The organism is Marinobacter sp. R17, from assembly GCF_003789045.1.
GTDB classification, from domain to species: domain Bacteria; phylum Pseudomonadota; class Gammaproteobacteria; order Pseudomonadales; family Oleiphilaceae; genus Marinobacter_A; species Marinobacter_A mangrovi.
The window spans coordinates 61,627-68,600 of the sequence record NZ_RHGZ01000028.1; the positions used below are offsets into that span (position 1 = coordinate 61,627).

Consider the following 6,974-nt stretch of genomic DNA (forward strand, 5'->3'; position numbering starts at 1 on the left):
ATGACTGAAAGCCAAAACACCCCAATCGTAATCTACGAAAACGCCGATCAGGCGGTGGAAGTACGCCTGGACGCCGATCAGGAAACCCTCTGGCTCACCCAGGCCCAGATGGGCACGCTGTTTGATGTGAAGCCCCAGAACATCACCATGCACCTGAAGAACATCTATGGCGAGGGGGAATTGGCTGAGGAGGCAACTTGTAAGGATTTCTTACAAGTTCAGTCGGAGGGTGGTCGAACCGTCAAGCGTAAGCGCAAGCATTACAGCCTGGATGCCGTGATTTCAGTGGGTTACCGGATCAGTTCCGCTCGGGCCACCCAGTTCCGGATCTGGGCGACACGGGTTCTGCGCGACCACCTCACTCAGGGCTGGACCCTGAATCGCCAGCGCCTGGAGGAAAACGCCCAGGAACTGAAGGCCGCCCTGACCCTGGTGCGGAGGGCCGCCCAGAGCCCGGCGCTGGATAACGACAGCAGCCGCGGGCTGGTGGACATTGTCAGCCGATACGCGCAAACCTTCCTGCTGTTGCAGCGCTATGACGAAGGCTTGCTCACGGAACCGCAGGCTCAGGCCGGCGGTACACTGCCCACGCTGGCTGAGGCGCGGTCCGCGCTGGATGGCCTGAAAGACGAATTGATCGCTCGGGGCGAGGCGACGGAGCTGTTTGCGCGCGACCGGGGCGATGGCCTGGATTCCCTGCTGGGCAACCTGGACCAGACCGTCTTCGGCGAGCCGGCTTATCCCAGTGTGGAGGCAAAGGCGGCACATTTGTTGTACTTTGTGATCAAGAACCACCCATTCTCCGATGGCAACAAGCGCAGTGCGGCTTTCCTGTTTGTGGATTTCCTCCACCGCAACGGTCGCCTGTTGGATGCCGCCGGAGAACCGGTGATCAACGATGTAGGGCTGGCCGCCCTGACACTGCTGGTGGCCGAGTCCGACCCGAAAAACAAAGACACCATGATCCGTCTCATCATGAACATGCTGGCCTGGGAGGGCGAGTGAGCGACGCCACACTCAATGAAGCCGAAACTCGCGCTGAACTGATTGACCCCGCGCTGAAGGAGGCTGGCTGGGGTGTGATGGATGCCAGCCGTATTCGACGCGAGGAAGTGATTGCGCCGGGACGACTTCAAGGCAGTGGACGGCGTGCCCGATCGGATATTGCCGACTACGTCCTGATCTACAAAGGCCAGAAGCTGGCGGTGATCGAGGCGAAGAAACGCGCGTTGCCTGCAACAGAAGGGCTGGTTCAGGCCAAGCGCTATGCCGAGCGGCTGCAGGCCCGCTTCGCCTACAGCACCAACGGCGAGAGTATCTATCGGGTCGACCTGTCCACAGGCCAGGAAGGCCCGGTCGATCGCTATCCCTCGCCGGAAGAACTCTGGTCGGAAACATTTGCCGAGCAGAACCTGTGGCGCGAGCGCTTCGGGGCCGTGCCGTTCGAAGATAAGGGCGGCTTCTGGGAGCCTCGTTACTATCAGCACAACGCGATCAACCGGGCGCTGGAAGCGGTCGCCAACGGTCGGGACCGGATACTGCTGACCCTGGCCACAGGGACTGGCAAAACGGCGATCGCCTTCCAGATTACCTGGAAACTTTTCCATGCCCGCTGGAGCCGCTCCGCGCAGGCGTCCGGTGAGCCGGGGCGGCAGCCGCGCATCCTTTTCCTGGCGGATCGCAATATTCTCGCCAATCAGGCCTTCAACGACTTTTCCGCATTTCCACAGGACGCGCTGGTGCGGATCGATCCGGAGACCATCCGTAAGAAAGGGCGGGTGCCGAAGAACGGCAGTCTCTTCTTTACCATCTTCCAGACCTTCATGACCGGCCGGGACGGGAACGGCGATCCCGCACCCAACTTTGGCGACTACCCGCCGGATTTCTTCGACTTCATCATCATCGACGAATGCCACCGGGGTGGGGCGAACGACGAGAGCAACTGGCGTGGCATCCTGGAATATTTCAGTCCCGCGGTGCAGCTGGGGCTGACCGCCACCCCCAAGCGGGATCACAACGCCGACACTTACGCCTATTTTGGCGAGCCGGTGTACATCTATTCCCTGAAGGAAGGCATCAACGACGGTTTCCTCACGCCGTTCAAGGTCAAGCAGATCGCCACCACCGTCGACGATTACGTCTACACCTCGGACGACGACGTGATTGAGGGTGAGATCGAAGAGGGGCGTCGCTACACCGAGACGGACTTTAACCGTGTTATTGAAATTGAGGCCCGTGAGAAGTACCGGGTCCGGGTGTTCATGGATCAGATCGACCAGCGGGAGAAGACCCTGGTGTTCTGCGCCACCCAGGAACACGCGCTGGCGGTGCGTGACCTGATCAACCGCATGAAAATCAGCGCCGACCCGCACTACTGTGAACGGGTGACGGCGAACGATGGCGCGGAAGGCGAGCGTTTCCTCCGGCAGTTCCAGGACAACGAGAAAACCATTCCCACCATCCTGACCACCTCGCAGAAACTGTCCACCGGTGTCGATGCCCGCAACGTGCGCAATATCGTGCTGATGCGGCCGGTCAATTCGATGATCGAGTTCAAGCAGATTATCGGACGGGGCACGCGTCTGTTCGACGGCAAGGACTACTTCACCATCTACGACTTCGTGAAGGCTTACGAGCACTTCAACGACCCGGAATGGGATGGCGAGCCGATTGCCCCGGAGCCCTGTGCCGAATGCGGTGAAATTCCCTGCCAATGCGCCATCACGCCACCCAAGCCCTGCCCGGTCTGTGAGCAGAGACCCTGCGTGTGCGAGAAAGAACCGCCCGAGCCTTGTGCGGACTGCGGCGAACAGCCCTGCGTTTGCCAGAAACGACAGAAAGTGAAGGTCAAACTGGCGGACGGCAAGGAGCGCACCATTCAGCACATGAGCGCTACCAGCTTCTGGAGTCCGGACGGCAAGCCCATGTCCGCTCAGGATTTTATCAAAAGACTCTATGGCGATTTTCCCGCCTGGTTTGCCGACGAAGACAAGTTGCGGGACATCTGGAGTCGCCCGGATACCCGCAAGAAGTTGATGGAAGGCCTGGAAGAGAAAGGCTATGGCTTTGAGCAGCTTCAAGCCATTGGCAAGATGATCGATGCTGAAAAGAGCGATATTTACGATGTGCTGGCCTACATCGCGTTCAACCGGGCGCCGGTCACCCGTGCGGAGCGAGTGGAGTCGCATCGTGAAGCGATCTTCCGATCCTACGACTATCGCCAGCAGGAGTTTTTGCGATTTGTGCTGAACCACTATGTGGAACGGGGTGTTGGGGAGCTGGACCTTGGGAAGCTGCCCCATCTGATTGAGCTCAAGTATTATTCAGTGGGGGATGCTGTTCGGGAGCTGGGGCCGGTTGGCAATATTCGGGATGTGTTTGTGGGGTTCCAGAAACACCTTTACTAAAGCCGCAACCAGAGTGTGGGCGTTTACATTGCCAATTTAAGGTTATTCAGCAGAAGGCATTACCACTGCAATGTTAGGATACTGATTTGAGAGCGGTCATCGATAAATGCCAAACCTGAAAGCCAAGAAAGATTATTTTGCGAAGGTCCGCCGCTCCAATTATGTTGCCAGCATGCGCCTGGAAGATATGCCGGTGTGCAGGCGTGACGTATTCCGAAAATTGAAGACCCGGGAAGCCGTTCTCAAAGCACACGGGTACAAAGACGATTACTGAATTCCTACCCGTCGATTTTCTCGTTGAGACTTGTTCGTCTCACTCAAACCGATCCCAATAAGGCGGCTCCCCAAAGAACCCATCAATAAAGTCGATAAAGCTGCGCACCTTGCTGGCCAGCAGCTGGCGGTGCGCGTAGACCGCGTACAGTCCCAATGGCTCCGGCTCGTACTCCGGCAGGATCACCCTTAGCTTGCCCTCCTTGATAGCGGCGCCGGCTATGAAAGTCGGCTGCAGGACAATGCCCGCACCCTCGATCGCGGTGGCGGTCAGCACGTCGCCGTTGTTACTCACGATGCCGCGGTTGTCGTCGCTGATGCTCAACAAGGATTTCTGTATGGGCTGGACCGATTCCATATCCATGTAGCTGTAGTGCAGGTACTGGTGGTGGACGAGGTCTTCCGGGCGCTCCGGGTTGCCGTGTTGTTCGAGATAGTCCGGTGAGGCACACAGCACCAGGCGGACCGGCGCGATGCGTTTGGCGATCAGCGACGAGCTTTTCAGGTGGCCGATCCGCAGGGCGACGTCGAACCCTTCCTCGACGATGTCCACCTTCCGGTCATTCAGTTGGAGGTCGATCTTGACCGCCGGATGCGCCTTCTGGAAGGCGTTCAGCAGGGGCGGCAGGTGGTGCAGGGCGAACGACACCGGCGCGCTGATGCGCAAAATGCCCTGTGCCTCGGTGTGCAACTCCCCAAGCTGGCTCTCCATGTCGTCGATGTCGGTGAGGACCTGTTGGGCGCCCTGGTAATAGCGAGTGCCTGCTTCGGTCAGGTGGATCCGCCGGGTGGTTCGGTTGAGCAGGCGTAGGCCCAGGTGCTGCTCGAGCTGGGAGACGTACTTGCTGACCAGCTGCGGCGACGTATCCAACCGTTCCGCCGCGCGCGTGAAGGACCCTTCCTGAACGACATGAACAAACGCGCGCATGGTTTCGATGCGATCCATGGCTGGGCTCCCATGTGTGCTGTGTTGATAATCAATGCTTCATTGATAATAAAGCAACGAATACCATCTTAGTTTCGCTTTTTGGTGATAGTAAAGTGCGTTCATCACCTGGGGCGAGGGCCTCGGGATTCATCGATCAAAGAATCATTCGAGGTGTCTATCATGAACAACGCAATCTCAAACGCTCTGTTTCGCTCCAACGCCGGTTTTGCCGCTCTGATTCTGCGGGTGCCGGTTGGCCTGACCCTGGCAGCGCACGGCGCCCAGAAACTGTTCGGCTGGTTTGGTGGCTATGGCCTGGAAGGTACTGGTCAGTGGATGGCGAGCATCGGCCTGGAGCCGGGTTACCTGATGGCTCTGATGTCCGGCAGTGCTGAATTCTTCGGCGGTCTGGCCCTGTTCCTGGGCCTGCTGACGCGTCCTGCGGCATTCGTGACGGCGTTCACTATGCTGGTGGCCATCTTCTCGGTTCACATCGGGAATGGGCTGTTTATGTCCAATAACGGCTACGAATATGCCCTCGCGCTGCTCGCCGTCACGGTATCGCTGGTGATTCAGGGCGGTGGCCGTTTCGCCCTGGATAACCTGATCCATAAGGCGGCTTGACGCTTCCCTGGATTGGTTGGAGAGCCGGCACAGGTTGCTGTGTCGGCGCCGGTTGCAGATCGACAATGGGCCTGGAGGAAGGTGACGATGAACACTCACACCGATGTGCTGTTTATTTCCCATGGAGGCGGTCCGATGCCATTGCTGGGTGACCCCGGCCACCGGGAAATGGTGGACACGCTGGCCGACATCGCAGGCAAGTTACGCCGTCCATCGGCGATCCTGGTGGTCAGCGCGCATTGGGAAGAATCCGTGCCGACGATTACGGCAGGCACCTACCCAAAGCTCATATACGACTACTACGGTTTTCCGCCGGAGTCCTACGAGATTCAGTACCCGTGTCCGGGAGAGCCTGAGCTGGCCCGGCAGGTGGCGGCGTCGCTGGAGCAGGCGGGTCTGCAGGCCCGGCTCGACTACAAGCGGGGCTTTGATCATGGCTTGTTCGTGCCGCTCAAGTTGATGTACCCGGAGGCGGACATTCCCTGCGTGCAGCTGTCCCTGGTGAACACGATGGACGCGAAAACGCACCTGGCGATTGGCCGAGCCTTGCAGGCGCTGGATTACGACAACCTGCTGGTGATTGGATCGGGGTTTTCGTTCCACAACATGCGAGCGTTCTACTCTGCGGTTTCTCCCGAGGACGGCGCCCGCAATCAAGCGTTCGAAGCGTGGCTGGAAGAGACGTGTGGTGACGCCTCCATGCCGGAATCGCAGCGCATTGAACGACTGGTGCATTGGGATCAGGCGCCGTATGCCCGGTTCTGTCATCCCCGGGAAGAGCATCTGTTGCCGTTACATGTGTGCTATGGACTGGCCGGGAAGGCGAGTGATGCGCATATGTCGGCGCGGATTATTGGGAAGATGTCGGGGATGTATTATTGGCGGGTTGGGGCAGGAAGTGAATCATTGGCTGCGGGTCGATGAGCAGACAGAGCGTAACGAGGATGTGCCTGAGGGGATAGGAGGGACTCGCAACGCTTTGGGCGCGTTGCTCGGGGCTTCGCCCCGTCGTCGCATGCAGAGGCGCAGAAGGGGTTCATACCAACTCATGCACAAAGGCTTTGGCTCGCAAGGATCTTTCTTAAAATCATGGGGGCTAAAGGCGAAAATAAGATTTTGAAAAGTTGAACTAGTTTAAGGTCAACGAATGATAAATTAATGCGTACTTTAAAATTCAAATATTTTTCTAGCGTTCATCTTGTTTGTATTCTTCATATTATTAGTGCAAGGTGCTGGTATAAAAGCGGAAATGGCTTTGAGGCAATAAATAAAAAAACGCCGGTTTTACATCAGATTAAATGCAAAACAAGATGATTCTCAACTTGAAATAGAGGAAAGGTTTTAATTGCACGATTTCTGTTTTAATTTTTGAAATCGTGCAACTTTAATGCACGATTTTCTTATCGCTTACCTCTATCTCTTGCTAATTTTGCTTTGGCCAATATAGCCGTGTAAGCGATTGCTTTTTCGATTCCGCCACTTTTATTAGTCAGCTCTAGAATATGTTTTCCGATCAACTCAGGGGAGAAACCTGACTTAATTGCCTGAGTGCTAAGATCGTCAATGGATTCAGCTTCGCTATCTGCGCGCGGCGAAGGTTTTCGATGGTCAAGGCTGCTAGCCCGGATTTCTCACAGGGCATAAAAGAAAGCGGCTGAAAGTGTTAAGGTTTCAAGACCTTACCCAAGAAACCAACACCAACAGCCGCTTCCAAAATGGTACCTGAAAAACTGACCTTCACG

Annotated in this window: 6 protein-coding genes; 5 read left to right on the forward strand and 1 reads right to left on the reverse strand. The window is 57.0% G+C overall.

Annotated features, from left to right (window positions below; all coding sequences use genetic code 11):
* The 3 genes from rhuM (at position 1) to EB809_RS17395 (ending at position 3,681) form a co-directional block, all read left to right on the forward strand.
* Positions 1 to 1,005: a RhuM family protein gene (gene rhuM / locus EB809_RS17385; RefSeq protein ID WP_123636108.1), complete on the forward strand. Its 1,005-nt coding sequence runs from the start codon at positions 1 to 3 to the stop codon at positions 1,003 to 1,005.
* The gene (gene hsdR / locus EB809_RS17390; RefSeq protein ID WP_123636109.1) at positions 1,002 to 3,407 is read left to right on the forward strand and encodes an EcoAI/FtnUII family type I restriction enzme subunit R; all 2,406 of its coding nucleotides are present in this window, start codon (positions 1,002 to 1,004) and stop codon (positions 3,405 to 3,407) included. Before rhuM ends, hsdR begins: the two co-directional genes overlap by 4 nt.
* A 106-nt stretch (positions 3,408 to 3,513) precedes the next feature.
* Positions 3,514 to 3,681 (forward strand): YhfG family protein, encoded by a 168-nt coding sequence (locus EB809_RS17395; RefSeq protein WP_123636110.1) that lies wholly within the window; start codon positions 3,514 to 3,516, stop codon positions 3,679 to 3,681.
* A 39-nt stretch (positions 3,682 to 3,720) separates the two neighbouring features.
* On the opposite strand, the gene EB809_RS17400 is transcribed toward EB809_RS17395, so the two are convergent.
* Complete coding sequence (locus tag EB809_RS17400) at positions 3,721 to 4,626, reverse strand: LysR family transcriptional regulator (protein ID WP_123636111.1); 906 nt, start codon at positions 4,624 to 4,626, stop codon at positions 3,721 to 3,723.
* Positions 4,627 to 4,788: 162 nt separating this feature from the next.
* On the opposite strand from EB809_RS17400, the gene EB809_RS17405 reads away from it, so the two are divergent.
* On the forward strand, positions 4,789 to 5,232 hold the full coding sequence (locus tag EB809_RS17405) for a DoxX family protein (protein ID WP_123636112.1): 444 nt from the start codon (positions 4,789 to 4,791) through the stop codon (positions 5,230 to 5,232).
* A gap of 87 nt (positions 5,233 to 5,319) precedes the next feature.
* Positions 5,320 to 6,156: a DODA-type extradiol aromatic ring-opening family dioxygenase gene (locus EB809_RS17410; protein WP_123636113.1), complete on the forward strand. Its 837-nt coding sequence runs from the start codon at positions 5,320 to 5,322 to the stop codon at positions 6,154 to 6,156.
* Positions 6,157 to 6,974 lie beyond the last annotated feature (818 nt).

Bases quoted from the DNA above. Each gene is read 5' to 3' on its own strand.
- EB809_RS17395 (WP_123636110.1), top strand. From the start codon at position 3,514: ATGCCAAACCTGAAAGCCAAGAAAGATTATTTTGCGAAGGTCCGCCGC.
- EB809_RS17405 (WP_123636112.1), top strand. From the start codon at position 4,789: ATGAACAACGCAATCTCAAACGCTCTGTTTCGCTCCAACGCCGGTTTT.
- EB809_RS17400 (WP_123636111.1), bottom strand. From the start codon at position 4,626: ATGGATCGCATCGAAACCATGCGCGCGTTTGTTCATGTCGTTCAGGAA.
- EB809_RS17410 (WP_123636113.1), top strand. From the start codon at position 5,320: ATGAACACTCACACCGATGTGCTGTTTATTTCCCATGGAGGCGGTCCG.
- rhuM (WP_123636108.1), top strand. From the start codon at position 1: ATGACTGAAAGCCAAAACACCCCAATCGTAATCTACGAAAACGCCGAT.